Genomic DNA, 20,026 nt, shown 5'->3' on the forward strand with positions numbered 1-20,026 from the left:
GTCCCGGGCGGTGACGTGCTCGAGGAACCCCTCCTCGTCGATCTCGACCGCCATGACGCGGAACACCGAGTTCTCTCCGCACGGGATGCCCATCCGGCGAAGCGCCTCGACGCATTCGGGGATCGGCCTTCGCTGCCGGACGAAGTCGAGCACGCTTTGTTCGTTCGCGGCCAGCATATACCGATGCAGCTCCCGTTCGAGCCGTTCCGTCGCGTCCCGCTCCGACGCCAGCTTGCCGAGCCGCTCTGCCGAGCGTTCGACGGCGGCGTACAGCTCCTCCGGCGAAATCGGCTTAAGCACGTAATCCGCGGCGTCGAGCGTCAGCGACTGCTTGACGAGCGGGAAATCGGCGTACCCCGTCACGAATACGATTTGCGTGCGATCGTCCGATTCCCGAATCGCCCGGGCGATGTCCATCCCGCTGCGAACCGGAATATTGATGTCGAGCAGCAGCAATTCCGGCCGATGCACGCTGTACATCTCCCACGCCTCCGGTCCGGTCTCGGCCTCGCCGACGACGTCGGGCGGCGTCGGCATCGACGACAGCAGCTGCTTGACCCGCTGCCGGATATAATACTCGTCATCTACGATCAGCACCCGAATCGGGCGCTTCGGGTTCATTCCGTCCCTCTCGCTCATTCGTCGTCCCTCCTCCGCCGGGTTCCGTAAGCTCGGGGATGCGCAGCGTGACAGTCGTGTACGCGCCCTTGACGCTCGTCAGTTCGACACCGTACCGTTGTCCGAACTGCAGACGCAGCCGGTCGTGCACGTTGCGCAGCCCGTAGACGCCGCTGTCCGGCGAAGGGGCGTTCATCGCTTCCCGCACGATCGCGAGCCGTTCCGCGGACAGTCCAAGACCGTCGTCCGTCACCTGCAGCCGAACGCCGTCCTCCGTCCGCTCGGCCGTAATCATGATCGTCCCTTCGCTGTCCTTGCCGCGCAGCCCGTGATAGATCGCGTTTTCGACGATCGGCTGCAAAATCAGCTTAGGCACGTAAAGCGCTTGCAGCTCCTCGTCGATTTCCACGACGTATTCGAATCGATTGCGATAACGAAACCGCTGGATCGTCATGTACATGCGCACGTGCTCCACTTCTTCGCGAAGCGGGATGAAGACGCTCCCTTTGCTTAACGCGATGCGAAAAAACCGGCTGAGCGCGTGAAGAATGCGGCTCATCTCCGGCTGGTCATGCTCCGTGGCGTATCCGCTCAGCGACTCCAAGGTGTTGTAAAGAAAATGCGGATTAATTTGCGCCTGGAGCATTTGAAACTCGGCCTCCTTGCGGCGAAGCAAGGCGCCGTACACCTCGGCCTGCAAGTTCCGGTTTTCCTCCATGACGCCCAAGTATCGATTCCCGATTTGCCCGACCTCGTCGTCGGGATCGAAGGAGATCGGCTTTCCCCCGACCGCGGTGCGATTGAACAAAATGAGCGAGCTCAATTTACGCAGCGGCTTGCTGACCGAATTGCCGAGCAGCACCGACGCCGTCCACCCGACCAGAAAGACGAGGAAGAAGACGACGAACGTCGTGTTACGAATTTTCACGGCGTCCTCGTACAGCTTCGCGTTTTCCGTCAGTCCGACGAACGTCCAGCTCGTGGCCGCGTTGCGCACGCTCGATCCGAGATACGCGCCGCCTTGCCACGCGATGTCGCGATTGTCCCCCTCGGGAAGCGAGCCGGCGAGCCGCTCCGCAAGCTCCTTGCGCGCGTTCGGCGGGAAGGGCAGCTCCTTCGGCATGCGATAGACCGCATCCCCGGCCTCGTTCAAGATATAGAAGCGTTGACGCTCCGACGTCTCGATGAACGAAAGCCCTTGAAAAAACACCGAGGCGTTGATTTCGAGCAGCACGAAGCCGATATCCTCGTATTGGCCATGCAGCGAGTATACCGGCTTGCCGATGACGAACGTATCCCCCGGCGAGCCGTCGCCCGAACCGGGGAACAACCAGAACAAATTGGTGGCGACTTTCACCGCAGGATAAATCCGTTCGACCGCGCCGGGCTCGAACATGCGGTACGGCAAATACGCCTTCGAATCCAGCCCTTGCCGGAAAAAATATTGCATATCCTTGCCGTTGTTTTTGTCGTAAATAAAATACGATTTGACGTACGCCTTCGACTGCGTGAACGAATTGATCAGCTCCTCGAAGTCGTCCGCGCTGCGCAGGTAATTGAAATATCGGGACGGCTGATCGAGCAGCAGCTCTTGCATGCGCGAGTCGCCGACGATGTCGGTCAGCATGTCCTCTAGATCGGTTAACGCTTGGTCCGCATACCGTTCCCCCATCCGAACGGAGGCGAGCGAAGACGCCCTTGCGTTGCTGCCGAGGTCTTCCACCGAGATGCGGTAGAACACGGCGCTCAAGAGCGTCATCGGGACGAGCGTCAGCACGGTCGTCAGCAAGAAAAACTTCCCGCGAATCGTTCGAATGCTTACAGATTCCGCCCATTTCATGGCTCGCCAGCACATCCCGCTCCAAAACTTCCGTATCGGCCTCACGCCCCTAGTTTCTCATATCCGGCAGCATTGGGGAAGCGGAAAGTTAGCCTTTGATGCCCGTCATCGTGAGGCCTTCCACAAAGTATTTCTGGCCGATCAGGAAGACGACGACGGCGGGCGCCACGAGGATCGTCGCCGCCGACATAACCAAGCTCCAGTCGGTCGTATACGCGCCTCGGAATTGGTACAACCCGAGCGATACGGTAAACAGCTTCTCGTCTCCGAGGTAAATCAATTGACCGAGGAAATCGTTCCAAACGCCGATGAACGTGAACAGCGCCACGACGACCAGCGCCGGCTTGATCAGAGGCAAAATAATGCTCGCGTAGATGCGGAAGAAGCCGGCCCCGTCGATGTACGCGGACTCGTCCAGCTCCCTCGGAATCGTCAACAAAAATTGCCGCAGCAAGAAGATATTGAACGCCCCGCCGCCGAAGAACGCCGGCACGATCAGCGGATAGAACGTATTGACCAAGCCGAGCTTGGAAAACAGCACGAACGTCGGGATCAGCGTTACCGCGCCAGGCAGCAGCATCGTCATGACGACGAGCGTGAACCAGAAGTTGCGGAGCGGGAAGTCGAGCCTGGCGAAGGCGAACGCCGCCAAGCTGCTGGTCAGCACCGTCCCGAAAAGCACCGGAACGATAATGACGAACGTGTTCGCGAAGTACCGCCCGAAGGGCACGCTGTCCAGCACCCTCGCGTAATTGCTCCATTTGAACACTTCGGGCACCCAGACGGGGGGAAATTGATAAATCTCAAGCGTAGACATCAGCGAGGTTCTCAGCATCCAATACATCGGCAGCACCGTCGCGACGGACAGCAGCAGCAGCACCGCGTGAACGGCCAAGCCGTTCCGGACCCGGTACGTCATCCGGCCCGCCCCCCTTCGTAATGAACCCACTTAGACGATGTACGGAAAATGAGCAGCGTGAGCGCGGACACGATGACGAACAATACCCAACCGAGCGCGCAGGCGTAGCCCATCTGTTGATTTTCGAAGCCTTCCCGGAAAATGTAAAACACGTAAAACAACGTCGCGTTGGCCGGTCCGCCCGACGTCATGGCGAACACTTGCGTAAACGCGGTGAACGAGCCGATCAGACCGAGCACGATATTAAAAAAGAAAATCGGCGTCATCAGCGGCAGCATCACCTTCGTCAGCTTATGCCAATAGTTGCCGCCGTCGATCTCGACCGCTTCGAGCTGGTGTTTGGGCAAATCCTGCAGACCGGCGAGGAAGATGACGATGACGTTGCCGGACGCCCACAGGTTGACGAGGATGAGCGACCAGACGGCCGAACTCGCGCTGTTGATCCACTTCTGCTTCGGAATGTCCAGCCAACCGAGCATGTGGTTGATCAGGCCGAAATCGATGTCGAACAGCCAAATCCAGATCATGCTGGTGGCAAGCACCGGCACGATGTAAGGCAAATAAAACAGGGCGCGAAACAGCGGACGTCCCTTAATGTTCGCGTTCAGGATGAGCGCCACGGCGAAAGCGTAAACGATCGAGGTCAGCACGCTGCCGACCGCGTACATCGTCGTGACCTTCAGCGATTGGACAAAATAGAAATCCTTCGTGAAAATTCGCACGTAATTGTCGAGCCCGATCCATTTCGCCGGCGTCAGCACGTTCCAATCCGTAAAGCTTAAATACAAGCTATAAAGCATCGGGAACGCGGTGAACAGCAGCAGCCCCAAAATCGCGGGAAGAATGCAAACATACCCGGCGATCGTCTGTTGACGTCGATTCACTCCCGCACCTCCTTCTCGATGGAAGGGGCCCGCCGAGCGGGCCCCTGTCGTCTATATGCTTTGCGTCGCGTTCGATTATTCCCCGGAGTTAAAGATTTCCCGTACCTTCGGCGCGATGTCATTCTTCATCGCTTCCTCCGCCGTCTTCTCGCCGAGCCATACCGGATCGAGTCCCGGGCCGAGCACGTCGGAAATTTCGCCGGCGTTCGGAACGATGAAGAACGCGTTTTGCTCGGTCGCTTTCAGCGCGTAATCGACGACGGCGGTTTTGTATTCCTCGACGTGCGCGTCGTTGTCGATCCATTTCGCGATCAAATCCGGCTCCGTATACCATCGTTCCTCGTTCGGCATCCACAGTCCGCTCTGGATTTGCGGCAGACTGTTATTCGGATCGAGCAGGAACTGCAGCAGCTTCGCCGCCTCGTCCGGATGCTTCGTCGAGTTGAAGATGACGTCCGCGCCGCCGGCGTTGACGGTTACCGCCTTTTTGAATTTCGGCAGCACGCCGATGCCGTACTCCAGCCCTTCGGTCACCTCGAACGATTGCGTCGCCCACTGCCCGTCGATGTTCATAGCGACCTTGCCGGTCAACATTCTCGCGGCGAGGTCCGGCAACGACGTGCTCTGGGAGACGGACGGGCTGACGTGCTCCACGAGCGTCAGGTCGGCGATTTTTTGCAGCGCTTCGATCGTCTCCGGCGTATCGACCAAAAGTTCCTTGCCGTCCTTCGAGACGACGCCGCCGCCGTTGCTTTTCGCGAACGCGGCCCACATGAAGTCGAGCTTCGGAATATTGATGCCGTACTGCGCGATGTTTTCCGGATCGAAGCCGGCTTCGCCCGGATGCTTGCCGTTGACGTCTTTCGTCAGTTTCCGCGCGACTTCGACCATTTCTTCCCACGTCCACGCCTTCTCCACCTCGGCCGGCGGATACGGCAACCCCGCGTCGTCGAACATCTTCTTGCTATAGAACATTAGAATAATTTCGTTCGCGACGCTGATGCCCACGGTTTTGCCGTCGGGGGTTTTAAATTTGTTCGTCTCCAGCTTTGAAGGCGCGCCGTCGAGGATCGCCGACAAATCCATCAGCACGCCCTTCTGCGCCCACTGGAGCACCTGCCCTTCCGGCATCTGGGCGATATCCGGCAGCGTGTTCGATGCGGCCTGCGAGTTCAGCTTCGTCAAATACTGGTCGTACGGCACGCTCTGATAATCGACTTTGATGCCCGGATTTTGTTCCTCGAACGTCTTCAGCATCTTCTCGACTTGCTTATGCGCCTCTTCGCCCTCCCAGTCGACGAATCGAATCGTAACGGTTTCTCCGGAAGAGGCGCCCTTCCCACCGGTGCTTTGCGTGCTGCAGGCCGCGGTCAGCATCGCGACCGCGAGCAGAAGGCTCGTGACGAGTTTGCGCTTGCTCATTGTACAACTCCCCCAATTGTGAATGATGGTTTGGTTGGTTCTGAGGTTATTGTACCGGGGATGTAAGCCCTTTCCTATAGAATAATTCTAATACATCTTGAATTAGGGAAGTTCTTTCCGCGCGCCGCCTTGTGGTATGCTAAGGCGTATTGAGAGATGAAGGGATGACGGAGTTATGCATTTGCTTGCGGCGGAACGCATCACGAAAAGCTACGGGGTCAAGACGCTGCTGCGCGACGTCGACTTCAGCCTGGACGACCGCGACCGCGTCGGTCTCATCGGCGTGAACGGCACGGGGAAGTCGACGCTGCTGCGCATTCTCGCCGGGCTGGAGGCGCCGGACACCGGAACGGTCGCCTCGCGCAGCGGCATTCGCATCGAATATTTGCCGCAGCAGCCTCCTTTCGAGGACGATTCCACGATACTCGAGCAGGTGTTCCGAGGCGCTTCCCCCGTTTTCGCGCTGCTTCGGGAATACGAAGCCGCGCTGCAAGCGGCCGGGCGGGACGACGCGACGCCCGCGCAGCAGCGCCGGTTCGCCGAGCTGACCGCGCGCATGGACGCGGAGGGAGCCTGGCAGCTGGAAAGCGAGGCGAAGAAGGTGTTGTCCCGCCTCGGGCTCGACGATACGCTGCGGCGGATGGGAACGCTCTCGGGCGGACAGCGCAAGCGCGTCGCGCTCGCGGCCGCGCTCCTTCAGCCCGCGGACCTGCTCATCTTGGACGAGCCGACGAACCACCTCGATACGGAGACGGTCTATTGGCTGGAGCGGTATTTGCAGAAGACGAAGTCCGCGCTGCTGCTCATTACGCACGACCGGTACTTCCTCGACCGGGTCGCGAACCGGATCGTCGAGCTCGACGGCGGACGGCTGTACGGGTACGAAGGAAATTACAGCGTATTTTTGGAACAGAAGGCCGAACGCATGGAGCGGGAGGCCGCGGCCGACCGCAAACGCCGGAATTTATATCGGAACGAATTGGCGTGGATGCGGCGAGGGGCGAAGGCGCGCACGACGAAGCAGAAGGCGCGCATCGACCGGTTCGAGTCGCTCGAGGACGCGCTCGCGACGGAACGCGGCGCGGCGCTCGATATGACCGTCGGCGCGACGCGCCTCGGAAAGAAAGTGCTCAGCGCGGAAGGGGTGTACGTCGGTTACGAGGGCAAGGACATCGTACGCGGCTTCGACGCGATCGTGCAGCGCGACGACCGGATCGGCATCGTCGGCCCGAACGGCAGCGGCAAGTCGACGCTCCTGAACGCGCTGGCCGGACGGATCGCTATCGCCCGCGGAACGATCGACGTCGGTCCGACGGTGAAACTCGGCTATTTCACGCAAGAGCATGCGGAAATGGACGGCGCGATGCGGGTCATCGAGTACGTGCAGGAGGCGGCCGAGCGGGTCGAGACGGCAGGCGGAGAGACGCTCACCGCCTCGCAGCTGCTCGAGCGCTTCTTGTTCCCGCCCAACGTCCAGTGGTCGCCGATTTCCGGCCTGTCCGGCGGCGAGAAGCGGCGGCTGTTCCTGCTGCGCGTCCTCATGGGCGCGCCGAACGTGCTGTTTCTCGACGAGCCGACGAACGACCTCGACATTCAGACGTTAACCGTGCTGGAGGATTACCTCGACGAGTTTCCCGGCGCCGTCATCGTCGTCTCGCACGACCGGTTTTTCCTGGACCGGACTGTCGATCGGCTTTGGTCCGTGGAGGGGGACGGCACGGTGACCCGCCACGAGGGCAGCTACTCCGATTACGTCGAGCGCAGAGCGCTCCGGGAAGCGGCGGAGTCCGCGGCGGAATCCGCCGCGAAAGACGCCGCCGTGCGCGCTGCGGCAGGCAGCCCCGCGCCGGGCGGCGCGGACGGCGACCGGCGCGACCGGCCGCTTAAATTTTCCTTCAAGGAACAGAAAGAATATGAGGAGATCGACGGCCGCATCGCGGCGCTGGAGGAGCGGCTTGCGCGCATCGCCGCCGACGTCGCCGGCGCGGGCGCCGACTACCTTCGCTTGCAGGAGCTGACCGACGAACAGAACGCGCTCGAGCGGGAGCTCGGCGAAGCGATGGACCGATGGGCCTATTTGAATGAGATGGCGGAACGGATCGAAGCGCAGAAGAAGACTTAGTACGACCGACTTGCGTTTCGTACGAAAAGCAACGATCGCCGGTCGTCCCCTCGTCGCCGCTTCACTCCGCGGCCGCATCCGCGAGCGGAGAAAGCGGCGACAACGATGGGAACGAAGCCGATGTCGCGGAATCTGGATCGTCTAATCGGAAATATCGACGTGGACGTTCACCTTCGCGCCCATCCAGGTCGAAATAAAGTTCGCTTGCACGCCCCGCCTGGCGAGCGTCGCGCCGACGTTCCCTTTTCCCGCCGCCGCTTTGTCCTGCCGCCTGTAAAAGTGGACGTTCGTAATACGTTCCGTTAATTTCCCCCCTTCCAACAAATCCGTCCATGCTCCGATCGCGTCGTCCACTTCGTTCTGCGAATATTCCCCGGATACGCTGACGTTCGTATTTCCGCCGACGAAAGCTGACTTGGCGACTTCGAATACGGCGTTCGCCAGATCGTCCCCGAATCCGCCGCTATACGCGTTATAATCCGCCGTTATATCGTCGTCGCGCTTCTTCCTTCGCTTACGCACTTCCTCCTCGAAGCCGGGCGCTTCCAGCGTCTGCTTGGCGACCATTACACCATTCTTCTTGTCCATGGCCAGTCCGATCGCCATCTCGCGGTCGATTTCGCCCAAGCCGTCGAAGCCGGCGACATTCGCTTTCAGCCACGCTTCGGCGTCCTGCTCGTCCGTCGCGTACTCGATGCCGCCGCTCTTTCGCGTGAATTGGACGACCTCCGCCGATCGCGCGGGCAAGCTCTTTAAGAATTGAATCGTCCCGCGGTTCCCCGCCGCTTCCTGGAGCTGCGCGACCGAGGAGGCCGCGGCTCGCAAGGCGCCGGACGGCGCGCCAGTCTTCCCCTGTTGCATGTACAAGTGCTTATGCCTTCCGAGATACGTCTTCATTTCGCTCCCTCCGCCCATGTCGTCGTTTGCCCGTTTCCGGAACAAACGTACGCTTAAAGTATAACGGATGGAACATCACACTGTCACCCAGAAAATGGAACCACACCCTGAACCTGCTGCGGGCGGACTGGCTGTTTTTCGCCCCCCGTCTCGAAGGTGTGGGTGAATTACCCCGTCCCCCTGTCCTCCGTGGACAGCGTCGTTTGGGACGTCTACGAAGCGATCTGCCAATCGGTCGCTTACCTCGCCAGAATTGGGCATCGTCGCATTCTGTATATCGGCGACGTTCGCGCCCAGCGGGGGTACGTTCACCGTTGGCAAGCATTCGAGGAGATGAGGTCCGCGTTGGGCAAACCTCCCCTGCGCTCCGAGGCCGCCGAATGCGTGGAGGCGTTCCGGAGACACGAGCCCACGGCGGTGCAAGTCGGCATCGACGAGGACGGGCTCGAGGTATACCGGCGGCTGACGGAGTGAGCGTACGCGTCCCCGATTGATCGTTCGTCGGCTTATCCAACGAGCCGCCACCGGCGCTGCCTAACGTCGCCAGCCCCTTGCTGGCCGTCAAGAAACCGGCTACCAAGCGGCTGACCGCATCCTCCGGCGAATCGCCCACCCGAACCGCCCGTTCGAGCATACCCGCATCGTCGGCGGCTTTCAACCCGGCGACACCGTCGCCGCATTACGGGAACCGCGCTCGGTCGGCCGGCCAAACGTCTAACCGGAGCCCGCCGGCTATCCTGCGGATCGGCGGTCGGCCTTTCCGATCCGATTCCACTTGCTCCGCCGCTGCTGCGCACCCGATGCCTCGATCGCGGCGAGTACGCTTAACCAGTTTTTGCGAGCGTCCTTCCAACCTGTTTCTCCTACCTCAGTTAGGCGTCTCATCCTTACCTCAGCTCCTGCGTTGTCGATAGAGCACCCTTCGGCCGCTGCCGGCGAGCACCGTTACCCGGGTCTCGCGAGCGCCTTTTCAACCTGTTTCCCTTACCTCAGTCGAATCTCATCCTTACCTCAGCTGCTGCGTTGTCGATAGAGCCCCCTTCGGCCGCTGCCGGCGAGCACCGTTACCCGGGTTTCGCGCGCCTTTCCAACCTGTTTCCCTTACTTCAGTTGAGCAAGACTTCCTTTTATGCTAATGCGATTCCCGGGGCGCTTCTCCTAGGATCGTCGTCCGGCGCTACCAGCTGAGCAGCGGGAATCAGGTGGGAAAGAGGCGGAAAACACGCGCATTGCAATGTCCGCGCCCCTTCAGCGACCGAGCTGAGCAGCGGGAATTGGGTTGAAAAGAGGCGAGGAACGAGCTGAGCAGCGGGAATCAGGTGGGAAAGAGGCGGAAAACAAGCGCATAGCAATGTCCGCGCCTCTTCAGCGACCGAGCTGAGCAAAGGGAATTAGGTTGGAAAGAGGCGGTGACCAAGCTGAGCAAAGGGAATTAGCTTGGAAAGAGGCGGGGACCGAACTGAGCAACAGGAATTAGGTTGGAAAGAGGCGAGGAACGAGCTGAGCAGCGGGAATTCGGTGGGAAAGAGGAGGGGACCGGGCTGAGCAGCGGGAATAAGGTGGGAAAGAGAAGGGAAACCCGCGCCAGCATCGATACGAGAAGGAGGAGCTGCGCTGTTGCGCGGCCCCACCCTCGAGCGGATCGGATCGGTTCATCGTTTAACGTGACTTGTACCAAGCGTTGACCTCTTGCGTCATGCGGTCGCCGCCCAGCGTCTCCCAATCGGCTACGAATTTATCGAACGTGTCGAGCGGGGCGCCGAGGATGATTTTCGTGAACGCCTCGATTTCCAGCTTCTTCAGCGTCTCGCCCCGCTCCGCCATCGTCGGGGTGTTGACGCCGTAAAATTCGCCGGGCTTCAGCAGATCGTTTTCCACGTAATATCGGATAACCGCGTACGAGCCGTTGCGGCCGAACACCTTGTCGTAGCCCCAGGCGTTCACATCGCCCCGGCCCTCCTCCATCGCTAAGCTGTTGTTGTACGCGTCCGTCTCCTCCGCATTTAGCCCGGACGGATCTCTCATTTCGAGCGCCTCGACGACATGTTCGTGTATGCTAAGGTTCTTGTTCGGCTGGCCGACGAGGAACGGAAAGTACGGCCATACCTCGACGCCGTTCGCCTTCGAATGCGCTTGCCACACCTCCGGCGGCGTATCGGGGCCGAACTGCAGCTCGCCGAACAAATTCAGCATCTTGATGAGCGCTTCCGGATGCGGGGCGTCGCTCCGGACCGCGTAGTAAGAACCGACCGCCAGGGAAGGAATTTGCGGGCGGGCCGGGCCGCCGCCCTCGCTGACTACCGGGTATGCCTGCCAGTCGGCGAACGGATCGTTCGCCCGGCTGTCCTTGAGCATTGCCAGCGAAATCGACATCGCGCCGTACGTCATGCCGAGCTTGCCCGCGGCCGCCAGCTCGCCTGCCTTCGCTTCGTCCTTCACGCCGAATTCGCGGTCGATCTGGCCGTTCTTGTACATCGTCTGCAACGCGGCGAGCGCGGTCTTCGTCTCCGGCTGCACGCTGCCGTACGCCACCGTGCCGTCCGACTTCTTCACCCAGGTTTGCGGGTATGCGCCATAGCCGTTCATGAAGCCTTGCACCGAGCCGAAATCGCCGTACAAATTCATGGTCAACGCGAGCCCGTACGTGTCGTCCCGACCGTTTCCGTCCGGGTCCCGCGCGGTGAACGCCTCGGAAATCGCGCGGACGTCGGCCATGGACCGAGGCTCGGGGAGGCCCAGCCGGTCGAGCCAGTCCTTGCGGATCCACAGCACCGGCGCCGCGTCGAGCGTCGAGCCCGGGCTCGGAAACGCCATCAGCTTGCCGTCGAACGTGGCGGATGCAAGCGCGTTCGTCGCCTCGTTCATGAATCCTTTCACGAGCGGGGTGGCGTGCTTTTCGTAAATGTCCGTGATGTCCGTTAGCCGCCCTGCCATTGCCAGTTGATTCAGCTGCGACGCGTTGAGCTGCAGAAAGTCCGGCAATTCGCCCGATGCGATCATGACGTTCGTCTTTTCCGCGCCTTGCTCGTTCTTTACGACCCACCAATTATTCACCCGGATGCCGAGCCGCTCCGACAGCGTCCTCGTCCATTGGTTGTTGTCGATGTCCTCGCCTTCGACAAACTTCAAGTCGCCGACGATCCGCGCCGTCGTAATTTCGATCGGCGGGTCATACTTGCCGAAATGCGGGTCCGCAGCCGAGGGCGGCGCCGCGGCCGAGGGCGACGCCGCGGACGAAGGCGACGTCCCCGCCGAGGACCCGGCGTCCGCGGAATTGCGCGGCGACGCTCCGCCGTCTTCGCAGGACGCGACGACGAAGCCAAGGCAAAGACTCGCCGCGAGCGCCGCCGTCCGTCCCCAGGATGTTCCCATGTGGTCGTCCTCCTTTGTACCCGATGCTTTGCGCGACGTGGAGCGCCGACCGTCTAGCCACGAAACTCCTGCGGGGTGACGCCGACATGGCGCTTAAAGTACCTCGTGAAGTACGCGGCCGTCCCGAAGCCCATGCGCTCCGCGATCTCGTGGATTTTGTAAGGCGTATGAAGCAACAGCTCCTTCGCCTTCTCGATGCGAAGCTCCGTGATCGTATCCGAAATATTACGTCCTGTGTATTGTTTATACAAATTCGACAAATACGACGCGTTCATGTAGACGAGATCGGCCAACGTATCGAGCGACAAGTCCTCCGACAAATGCTCTCTGATATATTGATTGAGCTTCCCGATGACGCGGTGCGTTCGCTCGTCCTGCAGCGTTCTTCGGCGCTCGAACAGCGCGGAAGCGGTCGACAGCAGCGTCTGCAGGGCCTCTTCCTTGGAGCGGTGCGCGGACAAGTCCAGCAGGCGCTGGAGCTCCCCCTCCGGCGCTCCCGGTCCGCTCGGACCCGCCTCCAGCTTGTTCAGCTGCTCGAGCAGCAGCACCGCGAAGCTGTAATACGCTTGCGCGTATACGCCGAACCGGTTGGGCAGCTCGCGGAACGCCTCCTCGGCGACGCGGCGAAACTCCGCCTCGTCGTTCGCCTCGAGGCAACGCTCCAGCTCGGCGACGCTGCGACGGTACCGCTCCGCTCCGCCCGTGCCCTCCTCCTCCGCGCAATACGAAATGAGCATCTCCTCCCCGCTGCCGAGGCCGAGAATCATCGTCCGCTTCAGCCGGCGGTACGCGGCACCCATGCGGCTCCACGGCTCCGGCACGCCCGTGCATACGAGCGAAACCGGCAGCTTTAAGAGGTCGCGGCAAGCGGCTTGCACGCCTTCCATTGTCGCGATCGTGTAGCGAACGGTATCCTGCCATAGACTGTCGTCGCCTCGGGAATCGCTCGACTCCGCCTTCGGCTGAACGAGCCAGGCGAACGCCGAGCCGTCCAGCAAGATCGGCAGCATCCGCACCTGCGATAAGTACTCCTCCGCGATATTTTGAATCGCGTACAGGAGCAGCGCTTGCTGCGCGAAGCCGTCGTCCTCCCGCCAGCGGTCGACGCGGCCGCCGACGAGAAGCACCGGCTCTTCGGGCGAAAGATCGGCCTTCAGCTCCGCCAGCTTCGCGGTCGTCGGCGCCTGCGCCGCCCCCCTCGCCTCCGCCAAGTCGTAAAACCATTCCTTGCGCAGCAGCGGCAGCGCGTGCTGCAGCTGCGTCTTCGCCCGGAGCAGAAATTGATCGTTCGCCGTTTCCTCGCGAATGGCGTTCAGCGCGGCGCGGACGCTGCGCACGATCGCCTCGTCCCCCTCCGTCTTGAGAATGTAGTCGACCCCGCCGCCGCGGATAGCTTGCTGCGCATAATGAATATGGTCGAAGCCCGTTAAGAAAATGACCTTGCACCGCGGCCACCGTCCCGCGATCCATTGCTGCAGCGCAAGGCCGTCCATGCCCGGCATCTGAATATCGCTGACGACGATGTCCATACGCGTCCGTAACAGCCGCTGCATCGCCTCCTTCGCGGAGGTAGCCGTGTATAACTCGAGCGGCAGGTCGTCCTGTTCCGCGAACATGTCGTATAGCCCGTCGACCGTATACGGTTCGTCGTCCACGAGCAGCAGCTTTATCATCGATCGTTCGCCTCCTCCAACGGAATCGTCATTTCCACGCGTAAGCCTTGCGGGTCGGCGGCCTGAAGCCGAAGCCCGCCGCGCTCGCCGTACTTGATGCGAAGCCGCCGATGGACGTTGAAAAGCCCCGTCGTCTCCGCCGCTTCCGCGCTTCGCTCGAGCTCCGCCTGCAGCGCTTCCGCGCGCTCCGCCGTCATCTGGTCGCCGTTGTCCTCGACGACGACGCGCAAAGCCCCGTCGACGATATCCGCGGCCACGAGGAGGCGCGCGTCGCTTTCCTTCCGTTCGAGCGCGTGCTTGTACGCGTTCTCGATTAACGGCTGCAGCACGAGCCGCGGCACGAGGACGGAACGCGCCTCCTCGGGTACCGGCTCGAACGCGGCGTGAATGCGGTCCTCGAACCGAATCGATTGAATATCCATATACGTCTTCGCGTGCGCGGCCTCCGCCTCGAACGGCGCCTCGTCCGCGCCGTCGCGAGTAATGTACTGGAAGTACTCCCCGAGGTGCTTCGCGAGCGGCACGACGTTGTCGAAGTCCTTGCGCTGCGCCATGCGGTACAGCAGGAAGTACGTATTATACAGAAAATGCGGATTGATCTGCGATTGCAAATGCCGCAGCTCGGACAACCTAGCGCGGTACTGCTGCTCGTACACCTCGTGGACGAGCACGTTCAGCTGCCGAACGGTCGCGTTAAATTGGTCGTACAGGTAGCCGAATTCGTCCCGGAACGAATACTGAAGCTCTACGTTAAAGTTGCCCTGCTCCAACCGGCGGAACGCTTGGATGAGCGACCGCAGCGGCCGATGGATCATGCGGTAGAGGCTGTACGCGAAGGCGGTCACCAGCGCGGCCGACGCGGCCGAAAGCACGATAAGCCAGCGCTGGTAATCGCGCAGCGGCTCCTCGATTTGCCGGGACGGGACGAACATGCTCATCGTCACGTCTAGGCGGCTGGACGCCTGCTGTGCGAGCAAATACGACTCGCCCCCGACGGAGACGGTTCTCGCCGAGCCTAAAGCGGAGACGCCGAGCCGCTCCAGCTCCTCCCGGAACGCCGGCACCCGGTCGCCGTCCAGCCCCCCGGCCACGCTCCAAGGGATGCGCCGGCCCGTCAGCACGGCGCCGCCGCCTTCGCTCGTAAAGCGCTCCAGCGCCTTCGTCAGCTCGGCCTTCGACACCTCGACCGCGACGACGAACAGCGGCGTCCGCGACGCGCCCGCGTCCGGATACGGCACGCTGATATAGAGGCGTCCGTTCCATTCGAGGAAGGGCGACTCATATAGGTTTTTCACCCGAAGCAAAGCATCCAGCTCGTCTTCGTCGAGCTCGGTAATGGCCGTTACGTTGGACGAAATCGTTCGGTCGAGCGAAGGAATGACGGCGAAGGCGGTGCCGACGAAGACGCTGGACTTTTGCAGCAGGTCGATCCGTTGCTTTACGCGCAGCACCGCCTCGGTCCGCTCGATGTCCGTCATCACCTCGTGGGCGACGCTCAGCTCCAGCAGATCGACGTCGTTGACGAATTCCTGCATAAGCCGGATCGTGCGGTCGAAATCGACGTCCAAAATTTCCGTATACAAATTGACGCGGGAAAGAAGCGAATTCCCGATCTCCGTCCGCACATGCTCCGCGCCGGAGCGGTTCATCGTAAGGCCGATATAATAAATCGGACCGAGCACGAGCAAGAAGGTAATGACGAGCTTCGGGAAGAGCCGCAGCGATCTAAGCCATCGAAGCGCGGTATGCATCGGCGGTGCCTCCATTCCTTAGTCCACAAAGAACCCAGCGACAAAAAGCGGAAAAGACCCAACCCCCTAACGGGTTGGGTCGGCGCCGACCTTACGCCGCAGGCTTCCAGTACTTGCGAATGAAATACGTCGGCGTGCAGCTCCAAGCATGGCAGTAGCTGTTGATCAGGTTGCTGCCGTACGGGGAAAACCGCTTGTCCTTCGGATTGTACAGCTCCCAAAACGTATCCGCCCCGTCCCGAAGCATCTCGCCCCAATACGCGCGCAGTTCTTCCCAGGCCCGCTCCGCTTGCCCGCAGGCGAACAACGCCTCGACGTAATGGTGGAACATATACGGCGTATTCATGCCGATGGCCGGCGGGTTCGCGTGCAGCCGGTCGAATAGGGCCGACGCCTCCGGCGCCTCCAGCACGCCGGCCAGCGTCATCCACACCTGCGACGCCCAGGAAACTTGGGCGGCGTCGCCGCTGACGAAGACGCCCCGCTCCGCGTCCCAGAGGTGCGCCAGCGCCGCTTCCGCCGCGCGGTTCGTCTCGCCCTCGATCCACGCGGCCGCCTCGGCGTCGCCCGCCGCCTCCGCCAGCGCGCGCCCTCGCTTCAAGCAGTAAATCAGGACCGCCTGCGCGGAGGCTTGTTTATTCAAGTCTCCTTGCCAGTCGATAAAGCACCACCACGACGGGTCGTCCTTCACGACGCCGCGCTCGTCCAGCCGTTCCGCGCCGAGCCGCAGCTGCCGCAGGGCGACCGGCCATAGCTCCTCGAGCGTTTCCTTGTCGCCCGTCGCCTCGTAATAATCGTACAGCGTCGCGGCGAAAAACAACGAATAATCGTAAAGCCACGTATCGTCGACGTGCGGCTGCGGCTTCTCGAAGACGCAGGCGCCGACCGCCCCGCTCTCGAGCGGCATGCCGCCGAACAAATACAAGCAGCGCTTGACGACGTCCCGGTCGCGGAACGTCGCGTAATTCGCCTGCGCCTGCAGCCGCAGATCGCCGATCCACAGCCGCCGGTCGCGCTTCGGCCCGTCCTCGTACACCGTCTGCATGCAATCCCGCAGCGTCTTGATCGCGACGCGGTCCATCGCGGCGAGGTCTTCCGGCACGCCGTCCGGCAGAGGCGGCACGTTCGAGACGTCTGCGGACGTCACGGTCCGGCAGCGGAAATCGGTAAACCGCGCTTTATATTTTCGCGACGCGTCGACGACGGTCGCCTTCAAATAACGGAAGCAGTACCGGCGCGGCAGCCGGACGACGGCCGGCAGCACGTCGATAAAGATCGTCTCCTCTTGCAGCCAAGCGCTGCTCAGCCAACCGTCGTAATCGGCGAAGTTTTCCCCGATCTCGCACGGCATCTCGCCGAAGACGAGCTTCAGCTTCAATGGCGCGTCCGGCGGACTGCCGACCGCCTCCACGGCGAACGATACGTATCCGACCAGGTGGTCGCCGAAATCGAGCGTCACGCTCTCGCCTTTGCCGAACGAGCGGTGGAGAACGTTTTCATAATCATCCGTCTTCTTCATGCGCCAGCCTTGGAACGCCTGCTCGTCCGCGATGGCTTCGACCGCCGCGGTCGGCAGCGTCTCGAATTCGAACAGCGCCGGCGTCAGGCGCTCCGCTTTCGTTACGAACGCTTTTTGGATCTGCATTGCGTCGCGGCACCCCTTTCCCCTGATGGGTCTCACTGTGTTTCCCATTATAAAGCGGGTCGTCCGCCCTGTATATCCCGGTTCGAAGAGTCCCAAACAGAAGGACAGAAAACCAAACAATGTGAAATATACATCGCTTCGACGGCGTATTAAGATGGTTTTGCATAACGACATCAACGGAAACCGAGGGGGACTCAGCGATGGTTTACGATTCGATACGACCGGGACAAGCGTGGCTGGACACGGAAGGCAAGCCCATTCATGCGCACGGCGGCTCCATTCTGTGCGTCGGCGACACTTACTACTGGTACGGCGAAAATAAGGAAAAATCCGTCCCGGGCAGCGGCATTTGGCACTGGGGCGTCCGTTGCTACGCGTCGAAGGACTTGTACAACTGGGAGGATAAGGGACTGATCATTCCGCCGGTGCCGGACGATCCGAGCTCCTCCCTGCACCCTTCCAAATGCGTCGACCGGCCGCATATCATTTACAACCGTTTCACGAAGAAGTACGTGTGCTGGCTGAAAGTGATGCAGCCGGACGCCTCGCAGAAATCGACCGTGCTCGTCGCCGACGAGCTTCTCGGCCCATACACGATGGTGCGGGACGGATTGAAGCCGCTCGGCATGAGCGCGGGCGACTTCGACCTCGTCGTCGATCCGCACGACGGCAAGGCTTATTACTATTTCGAACGCGTGCACAGCGAGATGATTTGCGCGGACTTGACGGACGATTACACGAACGTCACCGGGTATTACTCCACCCACTTCCCGCTGCCCCACCCGCCGTACGTTCGGGAAGCGCCGGCGCATTTCTACCGGAAGGGCTGGCATTACCTCGTCACCTCCGGCACGACCGGTTACTTTCCGAATCCGTCCGAGGTGGCTTGCGCCAAGACGTATCACGGTCCGTTCGAGGTGCTCGGCGACCCGCATGTCGGGGATGATTCCCGGACGTCCTTCCGTTCGCAAATTTGTTCCGTGTTTAAACACCCGGGTAAGAAGGACCTGTACATCGCGCTGGCGGACCGCTGGGTGAACGAGCATACGCCGGGCAATCCGGCGACGTACGAAGAAGCGGCGGAGCGGTTCGACCAAATCTTTAATCCGGAGAAGGGGCTCGATCCGACCGTCGATCATTTCCAGCCGGTGGACACGACGAAGTCGGGATACGTCTGGCTGCCCTTCCGGTTCGACGGCAGAATGGCGTACCTCGACTGGCGGGACGAATGGTGCATCGAGGATTACGAGTAATATAGGAAGGCGCTCCCGTAATGGCGGAGAGCGCCTTTGCTCATGCGATCGATTTCCCGGGGAATGCCCCGTATGCAAGTCCGAGCTACGATGCGGCGCCGCCGTCCGTTCCTACCAGACGCTCCATCCGGCGAATGACGGCTTCGAGCGTCTCGAAGCGGCTCACGACGTCTCCCACCAACGCGCGTTGCTCCTCGACGGCGGCGAAAATTTCCTCCGCCGCCGCGGACGACGCCTCCGCAACGCCCGCGATGGAGGTCATGCCATCGACGATGCCGCCGGACAGCTGCCGGAGCGAAGCCGTCTGCGCTTGCACGTCGTTCGCGCGGCCCGCGACGGTCCGCGTCGAGCGCTCCATCTGCCGGAATACGTCCGCAGCGACCTTGGCGGCCGACTCCCCTCGCGCGAAGGCGGCTTGGCCGCTGGCGAGCCTTCGGTTGAGCTGCCCCGTCTGCTCGACGATGCCTTGCAGTATCGCAGTTATCTCTTCCGTGGACGCGCGCGACCGATCCGCGAGCTTTCGCACCTCCGACGCGACGACCGCGAAGCCCTTGCCGTGTTCCCCCGCCCGGGCCGCTTCGATCGCGGCGTTCAGCGCGAGGAGGCTCGTCTGATTCGAGACGTCTCCGATCGTCTTTAATATCGCTTCGATTTGGTTGTTCCGCTCCGTCAACTCCCGCATGAGCGCGTCGGTTTCGCGGAGATCCAGTTCCGCCGCCGACAAGCCCTCCGCCATCTCGGCGACCCGCTCGGAACCGGTTACCGTCATCGACAGCATCTCGTTCGATACGTGCTGCACCGTCGCCGCCGACTCGGCGACGACGAGCACGTTCGCATCGAGCTCTTGCACATACCCCTGCATGTCGTTCACGGAAGCGCTTTGGCGGTCGATCCCCTCGGAAACCTCGGTAAAGCCGACCGCGATCTCGTCGGTCGCCTGCCCCGTAAGACGCACGTGATGCTGCAAGCTCCGATAGAAGCCGGCCAATTCGTCGACAAGCTCCTTCAGCTGCCCGAACAGTCCGACGAGCCGTTCCCGCTGCGCCTGCGCATTCGCCAGGTGCTCATTTACGTCGCGGACGACCTTGGCGCCGACGACGGAAACCGCGACGCCCGCTCCGCAGCACATCAGCGTGATGACGTAGGCGACAAGAAGGTCGATGAACGAACGTCCCGCGTCGGCGAAATAAGGGCTCCACATGACCAGTCCGGTAAGGACGAACGCCGCGTATACGCCCGCTAAGGCAACCACGCGCCAGTTAAAGTAAATCATCGAGAACATGACGTACAAAAACACGACGTACCAGCTATGAAACGATGGGATGCTCGACACCACGAACGGGGAAGCCGCAAAGACGACCGTAATGACAAGGTATTTCGCATAGTTGTATCGGTTTAGGAAACGCTGAATCCCGTACAGGGCGACCGAGGCGACTACCGCTACGCCGACGAACCGGACCAGCGTGGACATGTCCACCAATTGCAGAAAATAAACGCCGACCGCCATCGGAATCGTCGAACCGAACATGCCGATGACCGTCAGGCTGAGCAAACGGGTGCCTAATCGTTCGTACGCTGTTGCCATTATCTTTAGTGCCTTCTTCCGTCGGATATAATAACAGAGATATTA

General features: G+C 61.3%; 14 protein-coding genes. 3 read left to right on the forward strand and 11 right to left on the reverse strand.

Annotated features, from left to right (window positions below; genetic code table 11):
• The 5 genes from VEZ38_RS09900 to VEZ38_RS09920 form a co-directional block, all read right to left on the reverse strand.
• A partial coding sequence (locus VEZ38_RS09900) for a response regulator (protein ID WP_324893194.1) occupies positions 1 to 639 on the reverse strand: 639 nt, incomplete at its 3' end.
• Entirely contained in the window at positions 581 to 2,458 is a 1,878-nt protein-coding gene (locus tag VEZ38_RS09905; protein WP_324893195.1) for a sensor histidine kinase, read from the reverse strand. The genes VEZ38_RS09905 and VEZ38_RS09900, both read right to left, overlap by 59 nt.
• 88 nt (positions 2,459 to 2,546) lie before the next feature.
• Positions 2,547 to 3,377 carry a carbohydrate ABC transporter permease gene (locus tag VEZ38_RS09910; RefSeq protein WP_324893196.1) on the reverse strand — a complete coding sequence of 277 codons (831 nt, stop codon included), beginning with the start codon at positions 3,375 to 3,377 and terminating at the stop codon, positions 2,547 to 2,549.
• Positions 3,374 to 4,261 carry a sugar ABC transporter permease gene (locus tag VEZ38_RS09915; protein WP_324893197.1) on the reverse strand — a complete coding sequence of 296 codons (888 nt, stop codon included), beginning with the start codon at positions 4,259 to 4,261 and terminating at the stop codon, positions 3,374 to 3,376. The genes VEZ38_RS09910 and VEZ38_RS09915 overlap by 4 nt, the downstream gene beginning before the upstream one ends.
• 75 nt (positions 4,262 to 4,336) lie before the next feature.
• On the reverse strand, positions 4,337 to 5,683 hold the full coding sequence (locus tag VEZ38_RS09920) for a sugar ABC transporter substrate-binding protein (RefSeq protein ID WP_324893198.1): 1,347 nt from the start codon (positions 5,681 to 5,683) through the stop codon (positions 4,337 to 4,339).
• 175 nt (positions 5,684 to 5,858) lie between these two features.
• Between VEZ38_RS09920 and VEZ38_RS09925 the strand changes: the two genes are divergently transcribed.
• Complete coding sequence (locus VEZ38_RS09925; protein ID WP_324893199.1) at positions 5,859 to 7,805, forward strand: ABC-F family ATP-binding cassette domain-containing protein; 1,947 nt, start codon at positions 5,859 to 5,861, stop codon at positions 7,803 to 7,805.
• Positions 7,806 to 7,946: 141 nt separating this feature from the next.
• On the opposite strand, the gene VEZ38_RS09930 is transcribed toward VEZ38_RS09925, so the two are convergent.
• Positions 7,947 to 8,702, reverse strand: coding sequence for a hypothetical protein (locus VEZ38_RS09930; RefSeq protein ID WP_324893200.1), 756 nt, complete (start codon positions 8,700 to 8,702; stop codon positions 7,947 to 7,949).
• A 162-nt stretch (positions 8,703 to 8,864) separates the two neighbouring features.
• On the opposite strand from VEZ38_RS09930, the gene VEZ38_RS09935 reads away from it, so the two are divergent.
• On the forward strand, positions 8,865 to 9,176 hold the full coding sequence (locus VEZ38_RS09935) for a hypothetical protein (protein WP_324893201.1): 312 nt from the start codon (positions 8,865 to 8,867) through the stop codon (positions 9,174 to 9,176).
• A gap of 1,185 nt (positions 9,177 to 10,361) precedes the next feature.
• On the opposite strand, the gene VEZ38_RS09940 is transcribed toward VEZ38_RS09935, so the two are convergent.
• The 4 genes from VEZ38_RS09940 to VEZ38_RS09955 all read right to left on the reverse strand — a co-directional run bounded on the left by VEZ38_RS09940 (position 10,362) and on the right by VEZ38_RS09955 (position 17,143).
• A complete protein-coding gene (locus tag VEZ38_RS09940; RefSeq protein WP_324893202.1) occupies positions 10,362 to 12,074 on the reverse strand; it encodes an extracellular solute-binding protein in 1,713 nt (570 codons plus the stop codon).
• A gap of 53 nt (positions 12,075 to 12,127) precedes the next feature.
• Positions 12,128 to 13,747 (reverse strand): response regulator transcription factor, encoded by a 1,620-nt coding sequence (locus VEZ38_RS09945; RefSeq protein WP_324893203.1) that lies wholly within the window; start codon positions 13,745 to 13,747, stop codon positions 12,128 to 12,130.
• Positions 13,744 to 15,498: a sensor histidine kinase gene (locus VEZ38_RS09950; RefSeq protein WP_324893204.1), complete on the reverse strand. Its 1,755-nt coding sequence runs from the start codon at positions 15,496 to 15,498 to the stop codon at positions 13,744 to 13,746. The genes VEZ38_RS09945 and VEZ38_RS09950 overlap by 4 nt, the downstream gene beginning before the upstream one ends.
• Before the next feature lie 91 nt (positions 15,499 to 15,589).
• A complete protein-coding gene (locus VEZ38_RS09955; protein WP_324893205.1) occupies positions 15,590 to 17,143 on the reverse strand; it encodes a sugar hydrolase in 1,554 nt (517 codons plus the stop codon).
• 200 nt (positions 17,144 to 17,343) lie between these two features.
• Here VEZ38_RS09955 and VEZ38_RS09960 point away from each other — a divergent pair, with 200 nt between their 5' ends.
• A complete protein-coding gene (locus tag VEZ38_RS09960; protein WP_324893206.1) occupies positions 17,344 to 18,396 on the forward strand; it encodes a family 43 glycosylhydrolase in 1,053 nt (350 codons plus the stop codon).
• Positions 18,397 to 18,481: 85 nt separating this feature from the next.
• On the opposite strand, the gene VEZ38_RS09965 is transcribed toward VEZ38_RS09960, so the two are convergent.
• Entirely contained in the window at positions 18,482 to 19,981 is a 1,500-nt protein-coding gene (locus VEZ38_RS09965; protein WP_324893207.1) for a methyl-accepting chemotaxis protein, read from the reverse strand.
• Positions 19,982 to 20,026 lie beyond the last annotated feature (45 nt).

This window comes from Paenibacillus sp., from assembly GCF_035645235.1.
In the GTDB taxonomy this organism is placed as follows: domain Bacteria; phylum Bacillota; class Bacilli; order Paenibacillales; family YIM-B00363; genus Paenibacillus_AE.